Consider the following 18,552-nt stretch of genomic DNA (forward strand, 5'->3'; position numbering starts at 1 on the left):
CGCGCATCCTGGGCGCGAGGCCCATGGGCCAAGGCCACCGTCCTCCTCCGGTGGCCTTGGCCTGTTGTCTTTTGGAGGGAGTTCTTCGACTACCGGGGGAATGTGACGTGCCTCATAGCTGTAAGTAGCCCGCCTGCTTTAGCTTGAGCCCCAGGCATTCTGATGGGGGGGTTACCGAGTCATGGAACGCGAGTTGCTCGAGGGGACACAGAGCACGACCACCCTGACACGTGGTGGTGCCGAGTCCGAGCGGGTTCCCGCGTATCCGAGAGCTTCCAATGAGCGTGCGTTCTTCGCGGGGGATGTGGTCGCCAGGCGCTACCGGGTGGCGTGCTTCATCGCCAGTGGCGGTATGGGCGAGGTGTACGCGGCGGAGGACCTGACGTTGCACGAGCCCGTGGCGCTCAAGACCCTCAGGCCGGAGCTGGCCGCCAGTCCGGAGGCTCTCCCGCGTTTCAAGCGTGAGCTTCGCCTGGCTCGCCGTGTGACGCATCCCAATGTGTGCCGGGTCTTCGACCTCGGGGAGCACGAGGTCGAGCAGGCCGCGGCGGGGGACTCGCCGGAGAGGATCGTCTTCCTCTCCATGGAGCTGCTCGCGGGGTGGACGCTCCACGTCCACCTCCAGCGCAACGGGCGGATGCCACCGCGTCAGGTGTTGCTCCTGGCCGAACAGATGGCGGCGGCGCTCGACGCGGCGCACGCCGCGCGGATCATCCATCGGGACTTCAAGAGCAGCAATGTGATGTTGGTGCCCGTGCCCTCCGTGCCGGGTGGCCAGAGAGCGGTGGTGACCGACTTCGGCCTGGCCGGCGGTGGGATCCTCGAAGGAGAGGCGTCCTTCGGGGAGGGTCCCATCATGGGCAGTCCCGCGTACATGTCCCCGGAGCAGGTGGAGGGCAGACCGCTGTCTCCCGCCTCCGACATCTATTCCTTCGGGGTGGTGCTCTTCGAGATGGTGACGGGACGGCGGCCCTTCGTGGGGGACACGGCGACGTCCACCGCCCTGATGCGCCTGAGTACGCCACCCCCCTCGCCGCGCGAGCTGGTGCCGGAGCTGGAGCCCGTCTGGGAGGAGGTGCTCCTGCGCTGCCTGGCGCCACGTCCGTGTGCCCGTTTCGCCACCGCGACCGAGGTGGTGGCCACGCTGCGGGGGAGGGCGCCGGCTCCGAAGCGGAGGAGCCGTTCGGGGTTGCCCTCGATCTCCGCCGTGAGGCGGGTGGCGAGCGCCGCGCGCGTGGCGAGGGAGCGGTTGGAATCGGGGCCGAGGGTCCCCGAACAGCCCCAGGGGGGGCGTGGCGCGATGCCCGCCGAGGCGGAGGCGGCGCGGCTCTACGCCGAGGGGCTCGTCGCCCTGCGGCACCATGACGCGGCGACCGCCGCCGATCGTTTCGAGCGCGTGGTGGAGCGCGTCCCGGACTTCGCGCCCGCGCACTCGGCACTGGCCGCCGCTCGTCAGTCCCTCCAGCAAGAGGAGCCCGCCATGGAGGCCTCGCGCCGGGCGCTCGAGCTGGCCGGGCACCTGTCCCGGGAGGAGCGCCTCCTGGTGGCCGCCCGCAACCATGAGCTCCAGGCCGAGTGGGCACAGGCCATCGAGGCCTACCGGACCCTCTTCGAGTTCTTCCCCCACAACGTGGAGTACGGCACCTCGCTGGTGCACGTGCTGGTGAACGCGGGGCAGTCGCGAGAGGCCCGGGCCACCCTGGACACGTTGCGGCAGCTCCCTTCTTGCCTGGCAGAGGATGCACGCATCGACCTGGCCGCGGCGGTGACCGCGAGCGCCACCGCCGATTTCCTCGAGTCCCGGCGGCATGCCGCGGCCGCCGTGTCCCGGGCGATGAGGGAGGGCCAGGGGCAGCTCGCCGCCTCCGCGCTCATCATCGAGGCCTATGCCGCGCGCAACCTCGCCGAGCCCCGGCGGGCCATCGGGTTGCTGGAGGAGTCGGAGCAGCTGTTCCTGGAGGGAGGGGATTGGGGTGGCGTGGCGCGTGCGATGCACGTGCGTGCCATGACGCTCATCGACATGGCACGGCTGCGCGAGGCCGAGTACGTCCTCGTCTCCGCCATCCGCGTGGCCCAGCGGCTCCAGGGCGCCTCGCTCGAGGCGGAGCTGCTCCTGAGCGCCGGTGTGTTGAACCGCCATCTGGGCAATCTCACCGAGGCCCTGTTGCGGGGCCAGGGGGCCCTGGAGCTGTTCCAGGTGCGCGGCCGGCTGCACGACGCGAGCTCCTGCGTCGTCCTGTTGGGCTCGGTGCGGCGGTTGCTGGGAGAGCTGGACGAGTCCCGGCGCCTGCTGGAGGAGGGGATTCACGCGGCCCAGGTCACCTATGGGGACGACTACCTGGAGGCCTGGGCCCGCCACGAGCTGGGCTTGCTCCTGATGGACATGGGGGAGCTGGCGCGGGCGCGGCGGGAGTTGGAGCGTGCGCTGGCGCTGCGGCGCGCGCGGGGCCTGTGGGTCTTCGTGGCCGAGACGGAGCTCGCGCTGGCGTGCCTCGCCCTGGAGGAGGGGCACCCGGAGGAAGCGCTCGTGGTGGCGGAGTGGGCGCTGGCGAGCCACGCGGCGTTGCGGAGCCCGGACCGGGAAGGGCTCTCGTACATGGTGAAGGTGCGAGCACTGCTTGCCCTGGGGCATTCCCTGGGAGCACGTGAGGCGATGGCGCGGGCCCGGACACTCGCGGGTCACAGCGAGGACTTCTTCATCGAGGCGGAGCTCCTGTTCACGGAGGCTCTGCTGGTCCGGAGGTTGGGCGGGGGAGGCTCGGAGCGGGAGGGGGTCGCACGGCAACTCCAATCGCTCGCGGCGCGTGCGGCTCGCGCTGGCGCGCGCCGGGTGGCGCTCGAGGCGCGGCTCGTCATGGCGGAGTCGCGGGGGAGCGGGTGCGAGGGGGAGGTGGCCGGGGAGTTGTGGTCGATACGGCAGGAAGCGAGCCGGCTCGGCTATCGCGGGCTGCTCCAGAGGGCCCGTGCCTTGGAATCCGGGACGGATGCAATGGCTCCCTCATGAAGGGAAATGTCCGGGGGATGGCTCATCGGCTGCGTGGATGTGGTTTCTCCGGATTCTGATTCCTTGGAGATTCCGCCGGAAGAGAATGGATGACGCACGAAGCCATTCATTTCCGGGAGGATGTCTTTTTTCAATTAGATTACTCTATCGTCCTCTTTACACCCTTGGCGGGCCTTCCTGGCCCGCGTGGGCAAAGCAGGGCCGAGAGAGGGAGGGACACGCATGAAGACGAGAACCAGAGGCTGGAAGTGGGGGCGCACGGGCGTTCCAGGTGCCTTGAAGGGCTCGGCGGTGGTTGCGCTGACCGCGCTGTCTGCTTGCAGTGAGGTGCGGAACGAGGAGCAGTCGAGGCAGACGCCGCAGTCCGTGGCGGCCATCAACGGAGTTGCCGCGGAGCAGGGCCCGACGCCCATCGCCGCCAGCGAGCCCACCGTGGACGGCACGTCCCCCGTCGCCAGCGCGCCCGCGGCCCCCAGCGCGCCGCCCGCCGCCGCCAGCCTTCAGGTGGCGCAGCAGTGGGCGTGGACGGGCAGCGAGACGCTGTCCGCGTACAAGCAGGTGATGATGCAGCCGGTGGTGGTGGACGTGAACCGGGACGGCACGCCGGACATCGTCTTCTCCGCCTTCGATGGCGAGTTCTACAACGCGAAGGCCCGGGCGGGTGAGAACGCCAACGTCAATGGTGTGCTCCGCGCCATCAGCGGCAAGACCGGGACCGAGCTGTGGGCCGTGGCGAACGCGGAGTACCGGGTGAAGCCGGCCGCCAGCATCGCCGCCGGTGACATCGACGGCGACGGCGCGGTGGAGATCTGCGGCATTCCGGAGAACGGCCGCGGCATCATCTGCTTCGAGAACGATGGTGCCTTCAAGTTCCGCTCGGCCCCGGATGCGTACGACTACAACGAGTGGGGCGGCCCCTCGCTGGCGGATCTGGACGGCGATGGCAAGGTGGAGATCCTCGACGGCAACCGCGTCTATACGAACACGGGCGCGCTGAAGTGGGTGGGCTCGCAGGGCATGGACGGCGCCCTGTACACCGGCCCCGTCTCCTTCGCGGCGGACATCGACCAGGACGGCAAGCAGGAGGTCATCAACGGCCGCTCCGTCTACCGTCACGATGGCTCGCTCAAGTGCACCAACACGCAGATCCCGGGCGGCTTCTCCGGCGTGGCCAACTTCGATGCCGACGCGGCCGGTGAGATCGTCGTGGCGGGTCATGGCCAGGTGAGCCTGCTCGACGACGACTGCTCGCTGCTGTGGACCCGGGACGTGCACTACACGGATCCCGGCCAGTCGTTCCCCACCGGCCGTGGCCACGGTGGCGCGCCCAACATCGCGGACTTCGATGGCGACGGGCAGCTGGAGATCGGCCTGGCGGGTGACTGGAACTACACCGTCTACGGCACCGATGGCGCCGTGAAGTGGACCTTCCCCATCCAGGAGTACAGCTCGGGCAAGACGACCTCCACCACCTTCGACTTCGAGGGTGATGGCAGGACCGAGGTCATCTACGCCGACGAGCTGCGCGTGCGCATCTTCGACGGTGTGACGGGCGGGCTGCGTTGGGAGACCACGCACAGCTCCGGCACCACGCACGAGTACCCCATCGTCGCGGACGTGGATGGCGACGGTGCCGCGGAGATCGTCGTGACGGAGAACAACCACGCGGCGCCGGGCTTCAACGGCATCCGTGTGTTCGGCGATGACAGCTGGGTGGGCACGCGCCGCATCTGGAACCAGCACGCGTACGCGGTGACCAACGTCAACGACGACGGCACCATCCCCGCCCGCCCGGCGACCAACTGGCTCACCCCGGGCCTCAACAACTTCCGCTCCAATGCCCCGGGCACGCGCGCGGACGTCTGCCAGGTGAAGGGCACGTGGAAGGCCACGGGCAGCCTCGCGCTGCAGCGGATCCACCACACGACCACGCTGCTCAAGGACGGCCGCCAAGTGCTGACGGCGGGTGGCTTCAACACCACCTCCGAGCTGTATGACGTGGCCTCCGGTACCTGGAAGCAAACCGGTGACACGCTGGCCACGCACCGCTACCACACGATGACGCTGCTGCCGGATGGGCGGGTGCTGATCGCCGGCGGCGGGGCGTGCGACATCAGCGGCGCCTCCTCCGAGCTGTACTACCCGGAGCTCGGCCGCTGGAAGACCACGGGCAGCCTGGTGGTGTTCCGCTCGCACCACACGGCGACGCTGCTGCCCAATGGCAAGGTGCTGGTGACGGGTGGCGAGAACGCCTCGGGCAGCGCGCTGTCCTCGGTGGAGCTGTACGACCCGGCCACGGGCACCTGGTCGCTCGCCGGCAACATGGGCGCGGCCCGCCGTGACCACACGGCGACGCTGCTGCCCAATGGCAAGGTGCTGGTCGCGGGCGGCAGTGACAACGTGAGCGAGCTGCTGACCTCCGCGGAGCTGTACGATCCCGAGAGCGGCACCTGGACGCCGGTGGGCGCCATGGGCACGCCGCGCAGCTTCCACTCGGCCACGCTGCTGCCCAACGGCAAGGTGCTGGCGGCCGGTGGTGGCAGCTGGGACATCGCCAGCGGCTCCTCGGCCGAGCTGTTCGATCCGGCCACGGGCCGCTGGACGGCCACGGGCAGCATGGTCACGCCGCGCCGCTTCCACACGGCCACGCTGCTGCCCAATGGCAAGCTGCTGGCGGTGGGTGGCTACCACCAGGCCACCGGCATCCTGACCGCGGCGGAGTTCTACGATCCGTCGACCGGCACCTGGTGCTCGGCGGGCAGCTTGAACGTGGACCGCTACGGCCACACCGCCACGCTGCTGCCGGACGGCCGCGTGCTGGCGACCGCGGGTGTCAGCAGCAAGGATCAGCCCATCACCCAGGCCTCCGCCGAGCTGTTCGGCCTTGGCGGCATCAGCGGCAAGTAGTCGCGGTTCCAAGCAGTAGCGGCTCCGGGCCGGCGCATCGTGCGCCGCGCCCGGGGCGCAGTGCCCCCTTCGCATGACACGCGTTTCGAGCCCCGGCTGCTGGTGGCCCCGTGTCCCTGCGAGCGAAGTCGAAGGCCTGGAGACCCGGCGAGGGTCCGGCCCGAAGCGAAAAGCTTGAACCGCAAGCGGTTGGTTTGAGTTGATAGCGAAAAGCTTGAGCTTCAATCAAAGACAACCAGGCTCGATTCTTGAGAAATGCTTGATGCGCGCTTGAGAGGCGTGTGTTGGCATTGATTACCGGGCCGTGGTAAATCCTCAGGCTCAGCGGCGAGTGGTGGGTGGGCGGCTCCGATTTCCCGGAGGCGCACCGCACGCGTCGCTCACGAGGGCAAATACATGAAGGAATCGGCGTACCGGCTGGCCGGTATGCGCGCTCGCGGTCTGTCCGCGAGGGCGCTCGGTCTGGCAGGGCTCGTTGCGACGTTGGCGTGCGGGGGCTCGGGGAATGAGCCAGGGTCTTCGCGGTCCGAGGGCTCCCACTCGAAGCCTTCCCTGCACAAGGTCCAGCTCGGTGTGGAGAAGGCCGCCGAGCTCGAGAAGCAGGGCGCCAGGGTCCTGGGGGACTACGGTTCCTTCAAGCTGTTGCAGGTGGATGACGCCACGCTCGAGTCGCTGTCGGAGGCGCCGGGCGTGGAGGTGCGTGATGACTACAACCGCATCTTGTTGAACGCGGGGGAGATCGACACCGCCTCCACGAAGGTGATGTCCCTGCGCGGGATGAAGAAGACGGTGACCAGCAAGGGCCTGCACATCGTGCACTTCGCTGGCCCGGTGCGGCCCGAGTGGTACGAGGCGCTGAAGGCCACGGGCGTCAGGGTGGTGACGTACCTCCCCAACAACGCCTACCTCGTGTACGGCGGCCCCACCGCCATGGGGACCTTGCAGCGGCACATCACCGCGTCCCCGGTCATCCAATGGGATGGCGAGTACCTGGACGCGTACAAGCTGGCCCCGTCCATCCAGACGGTCGTGACGCCCACCTACGCCATCCAGCTCATCAAGGACGAGGAGACGAACGGCGCGACGCTGGAGCTCATCCGTTCGCTGCAGTCCCAGGAGGCCACCATCCGGGAGGCCCTGGGCTACGTGAACGTGGTGGCCTGGCTGGACCGGAAGGCGCTCGACGAGGTGGCGCGGCGCCCGGACGTCGTGTCCATCCAGCCGCGCCCCGAGCCGAGGAAGTTCGACGAGAGGCAGGACATGATCCTCGCCGGGCAGATCACCGGGACGGGTCCGACGGGGCCGGGTTACCTGACGTGGTTGGCCTCCAAGGGCTTCACCCAGGCGCAGTTCACCGCGTCCGGCTTCGGCGTGGACGTGAGCGACAGCGGCCTCGACAACGGCTCGGCGGCGCCCAACCACTTCGGCCTGTACGTCAACGGGGACGTCACCGGCACCAGCCGCGTCGTCTACAGCCGCCTGGAGGGAAAGGCGAACACCGGGAGCACCATCCAGGGCTGTGATGGCCACGGCACCCTGAACACGCACATCGTCGCGGGCTACGTCAACCAGACCGGGGCGCCCTATCGGGACGCGAGCGGCTTCTCCTATGGACTGGGTGTGGCGCCCTTCGTGAAGGTGGGCGCGTCGGTGGTGTTCGATCCGTCGAAATTCACCAACCCCAACTACGCGGACCTGCAGGCGCGTGCGTACCGCGACGGCATGCGCATCAGCTCCAACAGCTGGGGCGCCGACTTCAACGAGTACGACGAGGACGCGCAGATCTACGACGCGCTGGTGCGTGACGCGCAGCCCACGGGGTCCGCGGTGGCCAACGCGGGCAACCAGGAGATGGTCATCGTCTTCGCGGCGGGTAACGCGGGCCCGGACGTGAACACCGTGGGCTCTCCGGGTACGGCGAAGAACGTCATCACCGTGGGCGCCTCGGAGAACGTCCAGGCCTTCGGGGGTGAGGACAACTGCGAGACTCCCGACTCCGAGGCGAACAGCCTGTACGACGTGGCTTCCTTCTCCAGTCGGGGTCCCACCGCGGACGGCCGCAAGAAGCCGGACATCATGGCGCCCGGCACGCACGTGTCGGGTGGCGTGGCCCAGGTGGACGGCCAGCGCGCCGCCACGCCGGCCAACCCCGTGGGCCAGGCGCTCTCCTGCTTCGATGGCACTGGCGTCTGCGGCGGGGTCGCGCCCAGCAACTACTTCCCGGCGGGCCAGCAGTGGTACTCGGCCTCCTCGGGGACCAGCCATGCCACTCCCGCGGTGGCGGGGGCGGCGGCGCTGGTGCGCCAGTACTTCATCAACCAGGGCAGCACCCCGCCCAGCCCGGCGATGACGAAGGCCTTCCTGATGAGCTCGACCCGCTACATGACGGGCACGGGGGCCGGTGACTCGCTCTACTCCAACAACCAGGGCACGGGCCTGATGGACCTCGGCATGGCGTTCGACGGTGCCCCGCGCCTGCTGGAGGACCAGAACCCGGCCCACCTCTTCGTCTCCACGGGCGACACCCGGACCTTCCTGGGCAAGGTGGTGGATCCGGGCAAGCCCTTCCGCGTGACGCTCGCGTGGACGGACGCGCCGGGCTCCACCGTCGCCAGCGCCTGGAAGAACGATCTGGACCTCACCGTGACGGTGGGGGGCAACACGTACAAGGGCAACGTCTTCACGGGCGCCCACTCCGTGACCGGAGGCACCGCGGACAGCCGGAACAACGTGGAGAACGTCTTCCTGCCGGCCGGCACCAACGGCTTCGTCTCCGTGACGGTGAAGGCGAGCAACATCAACTCGGACGGCGTGCCGGACAACGCCACGTCGCTGGATCAGGACTTCGCGCTCGTCGCCTACAACATCTGCACGGACGCTCCCTCGGGTGCGCCCACCGGCGTGACGGCCACCGGAAGTGGTGACGGCCGCATCGACATCGGCTGGGTTCCCAACGGCGCGACCTCGTACAACATCTACCGGGCCACCCGCGCCGGAGGGCCGTACACCCTGGCGGGCACCGCGGCGGCGCCGCCGTTCGTGGACACCGGCGTGTCGGGCGGCACGACCTACTTCTACGTGGTGCGCGCGGCGGTGTGCGCGGAGTCCCCCGACTCCAACGAGGTCTCCGCGGTGACCACGGGCGTGTGCACACTGCCTCCCTCCTTCGCGGGTCTCGCCTCCGTCAACAACGGTGCCGCCAGCACCTGCTCCAACACCCTGACCTGGTCCGCGGCCACGCCCCTGTGCGGCGGCACCCTGGGCTACTCGGTGTACCGGAGCACCACGCCGGGTTTCACCCCCTCGGCGGCCAACCGGATCGCCACCGGGCTGACCGGCACCACGTTCTCGGATGACCTGAACCTGTCGTCCGGCGGCACGTACTACTACGTGGTTCGCGCCACCGAGACGAGCACGGCGATCCTCGAGGAGACGAACCTGGTCCAGAAGGCGGCCACGCCCACCGGCCCGGTTGCGCCGGGGGTCCGCTACTTCGATGACTTCGACGCCAACAGGCCGGCCAATGCCTCCGCGTATTGGATTCCAACGGCGCAGTCTGGCAACGCGAGCGCCATCAACATCGTCACCGGCTGCCGCTACCAGTCGGCCACGAATGCGTACCGGATTGGCGCGGCCAACAAGAGCTGTGGTGGCACCTACCCCGCGAGCCAGCAGCTCACGCTGGTGCTGGGAGGCGACGGCTCGGTGTCCGGCATCAATGGTTTCGCCCTCCCGGCCAATGCGACCAACCCCCAGATGACGTTCAACGTCTGGTACAACCTCGAGAGCAAGTTCGACGGCGTCTACCTCGTCTACAGCACCACGGGTGCGAGCGGGACGTGGACCCCGGTGTCCGATGCGGTGTCCTCGTCGCAGCCGTACATCTCGGCGGGTGGCTACGACAATGCGCTCAACAGCAACGCGAGCATCCGCATCTGGACCAACCAGGCCACCAACGCGAATGGTTCGCTCAAGCCGGTCACCGTCAACCTGGGGGCGCTGGCGGGCCAGACGGTGTGGTTCGGGTTCCGCTTCTACAGCGACTCGAGCAGTCACTACGAAGGCTTCTACGTGGACGATGTCCGCATCACGGCGGAGCAGGTGGTCGCCTGCTCCACCCGTACGCCGCCGCCAGGGCCCGTGACGGGCTTCAAGATGACCGGGCTTCCGGCCTCCGTGGCGGTGGGTACGCAGTCGTCCATCACCCTCACCGCGGTGGATGCGGCGGGCGTGGTGAATCCCAGCTACAACAGGAGCGTGTCCCTCACCAGCACGGACACCGCGGCGGTGCTGCCGTCCACCGTGGCCTTCTCCGGAGGCGCGGCGAACCTGCCCGTCACCTTCTTCACCCTGGGCACGCAGTCCGTCACCGCGACGGATCCGGCGAATCCGGGCATGAGCGTCGGTGCCAGCACCACCGTCACTCCCGCTCCCGCGACCCGGCTGGTCTTCTCCGTCCAGCCTTCCAACGCGGTGGCGGGTGCCTCCATCTCTCCGGCGGTGAAGGTGGGCCTGTTGGACGCCTACGGCAACGCGGTGACGACGGGCTCGAACAGCGTCACCCTCGCCATCGGCAACAACGCGGGCAGTGGCACGCTGTCCGGCACCGCGACGGTGAACATGACCAACGGTGTCGCCACCTTCAGCGGCCTGTCCATCAACAAGATAGGGATTGGCTACACGCTGACGGCCTCCTCCAACGGCCTCACCAGCGCCACCAGCCCGGCCTTCAACATCACCCCGGCCGCGGCATCGAAGCTGGCCTTCGTGACCCAGCCCTCCAACACCCCGGCGGGCTCGGCCATCACACCGGCGGTGCGGGTGGCCATCGTGGACACGTACGGGAACATGACCACCTCCTCGGCCAACGTCACCCTCGTGCTGGCCACCAACCCGGCGAGCGCCACGCTCAGCGGCACCACCACGGTAGCGGCCGTCAGTGGCGTGGCCACCTTCGGCAACCTGTCCCTCAGCAAGCTGGGGACGGGTTTCACGCTGAGGGCGACCTCGACGGGCCTCACCAGCATCGTCAGCAGTGCGTTCGATGTGACGCCGGGCGTGCCGTACCGGGCGATCATCACCCGGCAGCCCACCAACGTGGCGGCTGGCGCGCCCATCACCCCGGCCGTCCAGGTCTCCCTCCATGACCAGTTCGGCAACCTGTCGACGCAGGCCACCACTCCGGTGGTGCTGTCGCTGGGCAACAACCCGGCTGGCGCCACCCTCGGCGGCACCACCACCGTCAACGCGGTGAATGGCGTGGCCACCTTCGATTCCCTCTCGGTGGGACGCGTGGGTTCCAACTACACCCTGGTGGCCGGTGCGAGCGGTCTCCACTCGGACACCAGCGTCGGCTTCGACGTGCGCGCGGGTGCTCCGGCCCGGCTCGTCTTCGTCACCCCTCCCGCGTCCAGCGCGGCCGTGGGCGAGGCCTTCACGGTGAAGGTGGCGGTGTTGGATGCCCAGGGCAACACGATGACGTCCTCCAATGCGAGCATCACGCTGGCTCTGAAAGACAACCCCAGGGGCGGCGTGCTGAGTGGCACCGTGACGGTGGCGGCGGTCAATGGCGTGGCCACCTTCGCGGATCTGTCGCTCGACCGTGCCGCCCGGGGCTACACGCTCCAGGCGAGCGCGGACGCGCTGACGCCGGTGACGAGCGCGGCGTTCGACATCACCACCGGTTCCCCGGCGCGCCTGGTCTTCCGCGGTGCTCCGGGCCGTCTCGTGGCGGGCACGTCGTTCGCTCCGATCGAGGTGGAGGTGCAGGACGCGCAGGGCAACGTGCTTTCCGACAGCGCGGCCCTGGTGACGCTGAGCCTGGGCGCGAACCCGGAGGCCGGTACGCTGCTCGGCGCGGCTCCGGTGTCCGCGGTGAAGGGCGTGGCCCGGTTCGAGGGGCTCTCCCTTCGCGAGGCCGGCAAGGGTTACACGCTGGTGGCGAGCGCCCAGGGCTTCGCGAGCGCGACGAGCGCGGCGTTCGAAGTGACGCCGGGCCCGGCGGCCAGCTACGCGCTGGCGCTCCCCGCGAGCCTCACCGCGGGCCAGGAGGTCACCCTGTCCGCCACGGCGTATGACGCCTACGGCAACGTGGCCACCACCTACTCCGGCCCGGTCCAGGTGACGAGCTCGGATGCGGCGGCGGTCCTCCCGGCCAACGCGGCCTTCACGGAGGGCGTGCTCGCGAGCCTGAAGGTGACGTTCATGTCGACGGGCCTGATGACGCTCACCCTGACGGATGCCGCGCAGGCGCACCTGACCGGCGCGGCGCGGACCAACGTCACGCCGTTCGCACAGCCCACGGTGTCGGTGACGGAGCCGGCGGGCGGCACGCTGGTGTCCGGCGAGGTGCGGATCTCCGCCACGGGCGCGGTGGCCGCTGGTACCACGCTGAGCCAGCTCTCCATCCTGGTCGATGGTGTGGTGATCGCCACCGGCACGGACGCGACGCTGACCGCGACGTGGGACAGCTCCGAGGCGGTGGAAGGCTCGTCGCACACCATCACGGCCGTCATCTCCGACAGCGCGGGCAACGTGGCGAGCTCCGCCCCGGTCGGCTTCAGCGTGAAGAGCGGGAGCTGCGGTTGTGGTGCCACCTCGGGGACGGATGCGAGCATCTACCTGGGTCTGTTCGTGCTGGCCCGGCAGGTGCTCGCCCGGCGGCGCCAGGTGAAGGTGGCCTGACGCGGAGGCGAGCGGATGGATGAGAACGCGCTGGCGAGGGGCTCACCTCCCGCCAGCGCGTTTTCTTTTCGGACGGACAAGGAGGCACGGCATGAGGTTTCGGATGGGCTGGAGGAGTGCATGGGCGGTGGCTTTGCTGATGGCGGCGGGCGGAGCCTGGGCCGCGAGCGGCTCGAAGCTGAAACAGCGGGCCGACAAGCTCGCGAGCGAGGCGCGAGCCCTGGCGAACCCGCGGGGCTGCGAGCAGGTGGCGGAGTGCGCGGTGGCGGGGTTCGGCCACAAGGCCTGCGGCGGCCCGCGCGAGTACATCGGCTACTGCACGCGGACGACGGATGTGAAGGCGCTTCGGTCCAAGCTCGACGCGCTCGAGAAGGCCGAGCGGGCGTGGCAACGGGAGGCGGGTATCAAGTCCAACTGCGGTCTGACGCGCAAGCCAGTGCCCCGGTTGGAGGAGGGTGTGTGCCTCGCTCGGTGAATGAACGATTGTTCCGCACTGTGGGATGTTGCATCTACAACCTTTCCGGGCACGACTGAAGACTCCCGCGAGGGGAGTCACCGTCCCGAAAGGCACAGGTCACACCAGAATCATGAGCAACTCCGGTACTCCGGTCTCCACCCGCGTAGGCACGCGGCGGGACAGGACCTCTCTCCATCCCATCAAGACACGCACTCTCGTCCTGATGGTGGCACTCGCTTTCACCGGTCTCACCGCTTGTGGCTCCCCGGAGCCGGATGATCCGGACTCCGGAACACCTGCCACCCAGGTGGATGCCGGTCAGCCCGGTGGTGGCGATGGTGGCTCCGACGCGGGAGCCCCGGACGGAGGCCGCTGCGAGCCCGCTGCCGCCGAGCTGTGCAACCACATCGACGATGACTGCGATGGTGAAGTGGATGAGGGCTTCGTACTCGGGACGCCCTGCGATGGACCGGACAGCGACCGGTGCACGGAGGGGCAGGTGGTGTGCGGCGCCAATGGTGGCACGGTCTGTAGCGATACCACCGCGGACTCGGTGGAGCGCTGCAACCTGAGTGACGACGACTGTGACGGAGAGGTGGACGAGGGCTTCCATGTCGGAGAGTCCTGCGATGGCCAGGACTCGGACATGTGCGCCGAGGGCGAGTTCGTCTGCAACGCCTCGGGCGGAGCGGTGTGCAGCGATACCACGAGCAGCACCGTGGAGCGTTGCAACGGTCAGGATGACGACTGCGACGGCACGGTGGACGAGGACTTCGACCTGCGGACGGATCCGGCCCACTGCGGCAGATGTGACAGGTCCTGCGGCGCGTCGGAGACGTGCGTCAATGGTTCCTGCCAGCTGCCCGCGGAGCAGGCTTGTGACAATGGCATCGATGACGATGGTGATGGACGCCTGGACTGTGCGGACTCGGATTGCGCGAGCCGAGCGTGCGGCACGGGCTGCATCTGCCAGGGCGGCGCCAGGACCGAAGCCGCGTGCACCGACCATGTGGACAACGATAGCGATGGGACGGTCGATTGCCTCGATCCGGATTGCGAGGGCTCGTCGTGCGCGGCCCTGCGCTCGCTCACGCTCTCGCCTGACAACGTCCAGCTCGCCATCCAGGGGAGCACGAGGGCCGTGCAGACGTTCACCGTCACGGGGACCTATTCGGATGGGCACACCGAGGACGTGACGGGCCAGGCGGCCTTCAGCATCGACGACACGCGGCTGGGCTTCTTCTCGGGGGCTACCTTCAACTCGAGCACCTCGGTGGCTGGCTCCAGCACCGTGCGCGCCCGGGTGGGCACCGTGTCCGCCTCTGCTGCCATCACGGTGAAGCTCGAACAGAGGATCCCAGATTCCAGCTCCGTCTCCCTGCCTTCGCGGCCGGAGACGAGGTTCGACGGAACGGTGGATGCCACGCGCAGTCCACGGATCGTCCATCCCAGCAGCGGGGTCATGGTCCCACCCAACCTGGGGCAGATGGAGATCCACTTCCTGCCGGGGGACAGCTCCAACACCTTGTTCGAGCTGTCCTTCCGAAACGGCATCACGGACGTGCGCGTCTACCTGCGCTGCTACCTGCCGAGCGGCTTCTCTCTGCCCTCGGGAGTGACCCGCGGCTGCATCTATACGCCTTCCGAGGAGGTCTGGCGGTTCGTGGCCGAGAGCAACCGTGGGGGCCAGCCCGTGCAACTCGCCGTTCGCGGTACGGATGACTCGGGCGCCGGCACGGTGGGCGTCTCCGAGCCCATCACCCTCCAGATCTCCGGTTCCACGGTGGCGGGCTCGCTCTACTACTTCACGACCTGGAACGGCATGGCGATCCTGCGCCAGGACTTCTCCGCGAGCGGCACGTCGAACCCCTCCGTCGTGATGAAGGCAAGCAACATCAATGGTTCCAGCGTGCAATGCGTGGGCTGTCACGCGGTGAGCCGCAATGGCAAGAAGATGGTGGCGGGGGTCAACGGGCAGCACGATGGGCGGATCGCCCTGGTGGATCTGTCCAGCTTCTACCCCACGACCCGGGTCCCCCTCGTGCAGAACGGCGCGAGGCTGAGCACCTTCGAATCGTGGAACCCTGAAGGCAGCAGGTTCGTCGGCGTCTACGGAGACCAGAACGCCACGCGTTTCAACCTGATGCTCTTCGACGGGAGCACCGGTGACTTGCTGGGAGAGATCTCCAACACCGGCACTCCAACCAATCCCGCCAGCCATCCGGACTGGAGCGCGGACGGGAAGACGATCGCCTTCGCTTCCGTTGGCATCAAGAATACGCTCCAGCGCTTCTACAAGGGTTCCATCCAGGTGGTGTCGGAGCAGCCGGGTGGGAGCTGGAGCGACCCGGTGGTCGTGGCTCCGTCTCAGAGCGGGAAGAACCGTTATGCCCCGGCCATCGCGCCCGACTCGTCCTTCCTCGTCTACAACGAGTCCTCCTGCCCCAGCGGCGCGGGGGACTCGAACATGAACTGCGATTCGGAGAGTGATCCCTCCGCGAGGATATGGGCCGCGAGGCTGCACGCCAGTGCGGCCCCCGTGGAGCTGGCTCGCGCCAACGCACCTGGTGTCATGGACGGCAGCTCGGTGGACCTGTCCAACGGCTACCCCAAGTGGCATCCCAGCGTGTCGCGAGGCGCGGCGGGCAGTCCTCGGTTGATGTGGGTGGCGTTCGCCTCCTCCCGCATGTATGGCCTGCGCAAACCCCCCGACAGTATTGGAGGGCAGAATGTAACGGGGTCCTTGTTGTGGATGGCGGCGGTGGACCCGGACAAGCTGGCGGCAGGGGAGGATCCTTCCTTCGCGGCCTTCCCGCTGCCCATGCAGAACCTCTCCGGCTCCAATCACCTCCCGCAGTGGGTGGCGTACCCCGTGAGCAACGGCTGCTCCACGGTGGGAGAGGCGTGTGGTTCGTCCGGTGGCACCTGCTGCGATGGAACGCAATGCGTGCGGAGCGACAAGGACCCACCGCAGCCCTGTGATGTGTCAGGCGCCTGCGTGTGCCAGGCCATCCCCCAATGAGTGCCAGGGAACCCGGCATGTGAATGAAACGGGGGCCGCGGCAGCGCGGCCCCCGTGTGTTGAGATGGGGCCTTGATCAGAGGGACTTCAGGAACCGGATCAAGGCATCCCTGTCGGAGGCGGGCATCTTGACGAAGGCCTGTTTGGAGGATTCCGCCTCACCTCCATGCCAGAGGATGGCCTCGGACAGGGTGCGCGCGCGGCCGTCATGCAGGTAGGCCTCGCCGCCGCTGACGCCGGCCGTCAGGCCAATGCCCCACAGCGGCGGGGTGCGCCACTCCGAACCCGAGGCGTTACCCTCCGGGAGGTTGTCGGCCAGGCCCGTCCCCATGTCATGCAGCAGCAGGTCGGTGTAGGGGTGGATCGTCTGGCCGCGCAGCTCCGCGTTCGGGTGATGGGGGCTCGTGGTCAGGGTGGCCTTGTGGCAGCTGCCGCACCCCGCGCTCTGGAAGAGCGACTCACCGCGCAGGGCCTGGGCGTCGTTCAGATCGCGGCGGGCCGGGACACCCAGCAGGGCGACATACCGGACGAGCTTGTCGAGGTCCTGATCGCTCAGCTCCGTGCTGGAGCCCGCGCAGCCCGCCTGCGCGGAGCCACAGTCCAGGGTCTTGAAGACGGAGGTCGTGACGCCCATGTCGCCGTTGAAGGCGTCGGCGACCTGGTGCCGCAGACGCGCCATGCTCGCCTTCCAGCCGAAGCGGCCCAGGCGGGTCTCGCCGGTCTGGGGATCCGTCACGGTCCGCGCGCGCCCGGAGATGCCGTCCCCGTTGCTGTCATTCGGATCGGCCAGGGCGATGACAGCGCTTTCAGAAATGGCCTCCAAAAGGCCCATACCCACCAGCTGAGGGGTGCTCCGCGCCGAGTAGTGGGTGGGAATGACGTTGAGGAAGCTGTAGGCCGGCTTGCGCAGCTGATAGGCGGTGCCGTCGCTGAACTGGCCGCTGGTCGTGGTCCACCCGGAGATGCGGACATCCGCCTCGGGAGTCCCGCTGGTGCTGAACGGCTGCAGCTTGGCGCCGAGCTGCGGATCCGCGGTGACCGTGGTGCCGTTGACCCGTCCCACCTTGACGATGATGTTGCTCAACGTGGTGTTGGTGGTGGCGGGGGGCAGGCCCCGGCCGTTGTTCTTGTGGCAGGCGACGCAGGAGCGCGCGATGTAGTTCGGTCCCAGCTTGTTCTGCTGCTCCGTGAAGATGGGGTTGCCCGATTCGGAGTGGCTGCCATTGCCGAAGTCGGTGTGATGGATGCGCCGGCCCTCGACGAACGTCTGAGTGTTCACGGGCGCCATGTTCAACGCCATCTGCATGAAGCGCTCGGCGGGCTCGTTCGAGAACGGCTGGTTCAGCGTGGTCCGGCCACCGCTCCATCCGGCCTCGGGCATGGGGTAGGAGTCCCGGGTGGCGCCGACGCCCTCGAACGGCACGATGCCGCCGCTGCCCACCATGTACAGCCAGGCGCGGGAGTAATAGTTGAAGCGGCCTTCCACCGGCTGCTTCAGGAAGACGCCCACCTCCATCTCCATGCGATCGCCGATCCGGATCGCCCGGCCTTCCTTGGCGTTGTAGCCGACGCTGGCGGTGTAGAGGTAGTCATTCACCCGGCTGAAGGTGCCGTTGTGCCAGTACTCGGCCTCCGTGTTGATGCCTCTGAAGAACGCGCGGAAGTTCGTGCCGTCGTGGGGATAGACGGTGTGGAGATTGACGACGATCTGGTTTCCACCCTTGGCGACCTGGTCGATGATTTCGACGTAGAAGGTCCGGTTCACGAAATACAGCGAGAGGAAGTGATCGTACGCCTGGAATTGGTTCTCACGTGCGTGGCGGTCACGCACACGTTCACCGACGCGGGTGATGATGGCCTGGGACGTCTCTTCCACCAGGGCCGGCTCCAGAGGCGTGCCGCTGTTGAACAGGGGAACGATGTTGGCGGTGCCCGCGTCCGTGGAGGTGCCCGAATCAGGGATGCCGCCGTCGGTGCCCGCGTCCGTGGAGGTGCCCGAATCCGGGATGCCGCCGTCGGTGCCCGCGTCCGTGGAGGTGCCGCCGTGCGTGTAGCGGGCCGCGGGCGTATCGCGAGCACAGTTACAGGACGTGTCCCAGTAGGTGAAGTTGTAATCGATGGTGTTCCCGCTCACCAGATTGCTCACCGTGTACTGGTTCCTTCCATTGGTGACAGTCATCCGGACGTTGAGCTGCCCCCCGTTGTTGAGGCGGTAGTGGATGTCCGCCCACGATGTGGTGTCGACGTAGAAGATGGCGGAGGAGCCGGAGCCCTGCACGCCGTAGGTGGCCGCGAGCCCCTCGCCAGCCCACAAACAGGCAACGAGTAATGCGACGGCCATTCCGGTTGTCTTGTTGAACATGGTGTCTCTTCACTTTCCTTTCGAGCAGCACCCGCACCGGCCCTTTCGGGCCAGGGCGGATAGTGAAGAGAAAATGGACTAATGAGTAAGTCAAGCTGATAGGATGTCGGGTGCGC

Annotated in this window: 6 protein-coding genes; 5 read left to right on the forward strand and 1 reads right to left on the reverse strand. The window is 68.2% G+C overall.

All coding sequences use genetic code 11. The features are described from left to right. The first annotated feature begins 181 nt into the window (after positions 1–181). From NR810_RS22085 to NR810_RS22105, 5 genes are all read left to right on the forward strand, one after another. Positions 182–3,004 carry a serine/threonine-protein kinase gene (locus NR810_RS22085; RefSeq protein ID WP_257455215.1) on the forward strand — a complete coding sequence of 941 codons (2,823 nt, stop codon included), beginning with the start codon at positions 182–184 and terminating at the stop codon, positions 3,002–3,004. 222 nt (positions 3,005–3,226) lie between these two features. After that, positions 3,227–5,911 carry a kelch repeat-containing protein gene (locus tag NR810_RS22090; protein WP_257455216.1) on the forward strand — a complete coding sequence of 895 codons (2,685 nt, stop codon included), beginning with the start codon at positions 3,227–3,229 and terminating at the stop codon, positions 5,909–5,911. Positions 5,912–6,307: 396 nt separating this feature from the next. Next, a complete protein-coding gene (locus NR810_RS22095; RefSeq protein WP_257455217.1) occupies positions 6,308–12,595 on the forward strand; it encodes a S8 family serine peptidase in 6,288 nt (2,095 codons plus the stop codon). A 91-nt stretch (positions 12,596–12,686) separates the two neighbouring features. Further along, a complete protein-coding gene (locus NR810_RS22100; protein WP_257455218.1) occupies positions 12,687–13,070 on the forward strand; it encodes a hypothetical protein in 384 nt (127 codons plus the stop codon). Between the two features lie 112 nt (positions 13,071–13,182). Then, the gene (locus tag NR810_RS22105; protein WP_257455219.1) at positions 13,183–16,074 is read left to right on the forward strand and encodes a MopE-related protein; all 2,892 of its coding nucleotides are present in this window, start codon (positions 13,183–13,185) and stop codon (positions 16,072–16,074) included. A gap of 76 nt (positions 16,075–16,150) precedes the next feature. On the opposite strand, the gene NR810_RS22110 is transcribed toward NR810_RS22105, so the two are convergent. Further along, the gene (locus NR810_RS22110; RefSeq protein WP_257455220.1) at positions 16,151–18,436 is read right to left on the reverse strand and encodes a di-heme oxidoreductase family protein; all 2,286 of its coding nucleotides are present in this window, start codon (positions 18,434–18,436) and stop codon (positions 16,151–16,153) included. Between the last annotated feature and the right edge of the window lie 116 nt (positions 18,437–18,552).

This window comes from Archangium lipolyticum (assembly GCF_024623785.1).
Classification (GTDB): domain Bacteria; phylum Myxococcota; class Myxococcia; order Myxococcales; family Myxococcaceae; genus Archangium; species Archangium lipolyticum.